Source organism: Frankia gtarii (genome assembly GCF_025403375.1).
GTDB classification, from domain to species: domain Bacteria; phylum Actinomycetota; class Actinomycetes; order Frankiales; family Frankiaceae; genus Frankia; species Frankia gtarii.
Genome location: NZ_JAMPTM010000520.1, coordinates 1 through 1631, shown reverse-complemented (window position 1 = coordinate 1631; position 1631 = coordinate 1). Strand labels below are relative to the sequence as shown.

The following is a 1631-nucleotide window of genomic DNA, read 5'->3' as shown; positions in this document are numbered from 1 at the left end:
CTTCGGTGGGGGGTGGGTCGCCGGCGGCCACCGCCGCGGGATCCGGCGACCGCGGCGGGGCCGGCAGGTCGAGCGGGCCGAACGCGCCGGGCAGCAGCTCCGCCAACCGGCGCACGCCGTCAGCCGTCGCGACGAGCAGGTCCGGGCCGCCGTGCTCGTAGAGCAGCTGCCGGCACCGGCCGCAGGGTGCCAGGGGCCGCCCGTCCGCGTCGACGCACGCGAACGCCGTCAGCCGCCCACCGCCGCGGGCGTGCAACGCCGAGACGAGGCCGCACTCGGCGCACAGCGTGAGCCCGTACGAGGCGTTCTCGACGTTGCATCCGACGACCACCCAGGGCTCGTCCCCGGTGGTGCGGCCCTCGGCGTCCGGGGTGTCGACGACCAGCGCGGCGGCACCGACCCGCAGCCCCGAATACGGCGCATAGGCACTCCGCGCGACACGGACAGCGGCGTTCCGCAGCCGTTCCCAGCTTCTGTCGTCCACACTCCACCCCATGTTCCTGCACCCCGGCTCCCAACCACCCCGTGTTCTCGCCACCGGCGCGTTCCGGAGTCCGTGGTCCGAAGGGGCGCTAGTGGCCAGCATGCCCGACCTCCGCAGGCCGGCCACGATGTGATCCCATGGACGCGAGCCTCACTGGCGATCGGGAAGGGACGAGGGATGGCAGGCGAGTCCCCGGACAATCCGGGTCCGGCCGGGGCGGTAGCCCTCGTCGGAGGGCGCTACCGGCTCGACGGCATCCTCGGTCAGGGCGGTTTCGGTGTCGTTCACCGAGCCACCGACGAGCTGCTCCAACGGGTCGTCGCGGTCAAGGAGGTCCGGCTACCGATCACTGAGAGTGGCCTGGAGCGTGACCGAGCACGGGAACGGGTGCTGCGCGAGGCGCGCGCCGCCGGGCGGTTGCACCATCCGGGAGCGGTTGCCGTACTCGACGTCATCGACGACGGCGACCTGCCCTGGATCGTCATGGAATACGTCGAGGGACACGCACTGTCGCGAATCATCGCAGACCTCGGCGCCCGGCCGGTCGACGAGACCTGTCGCGTCGGCATCAGTCTGGCCTACGCGTTGGAGGCGGCGCACCGCCTCGGCATCGTCCACCGAGACGTCAAGCCGAGCAATGTGCTGATCACCCCCGACGGCCGGGCCCGGCTCACCGACTTCGGCATCGCGGTCAGCCACGGCGATCCCCGGCTCACCAGCACCGGGATGGTGCTCGGGTCGCCGGCCTACCTGCCGCCCGAGCGGGCCCGCGGAGACGCCGGCAGCGCCACCGGTGACCGGTGGGGCCTGGGTGCCACGCTGTTCACCACGGTCGAAGGCTGCCCGCCCTTCGCCGGCGGCGACCCGATCTCGGTGCTCGCCGCGCTCATGCAGGGCCGGCGCCAGCCCTTCCGTCGAGCCGGCCCGCTGGCGCCGGTGATCGACGAGCTGATGGCGCCGCACGACCTGAGCCGTCCCCCGCTCTCCATGGTGCGCAAGCGGCTGCGCGAGATCCTGGAACGCGGCGGCGAGCGCCGCTCGTCACGGACGGGCCGCCCCACCCGGCCGGGCCCACCGGCCCGCACTTCCCCCGACGGCCCGCCTTCACCACCGGAAATCGGCGCCACGCCCTCGCCGGCACCCACGG

The 1631-nt window shown here is 73.8% G+C and carries 2 protein-coding genes; one reads left to right on the top strand and one right to left on the bottom strand.

Annotation, left to right across the window (positions count from 1 at the left end):
- Positions 1-484 (bottom strand): cytidine deaminase (locus NBZ83_RS32020; protein WP_261576499.1); only part of this gene is annotated, 484 nt, incomplete at its 3' end.
- A 177-nt stretch (positions 485-661) separates the two neighbouring features.
- On the opposite strand from NBZ83_RS32020, the gene NBZ83_RS32015 reads away from it, so the two are divergent.
- On the top strand, positions 662-1631 hold a 970-nt coding region (locus NBZ83_RS32015), incomplete at its 3' end, for a serine/threonine-protein kinase (RefSeq protein ID WP_261576498.1).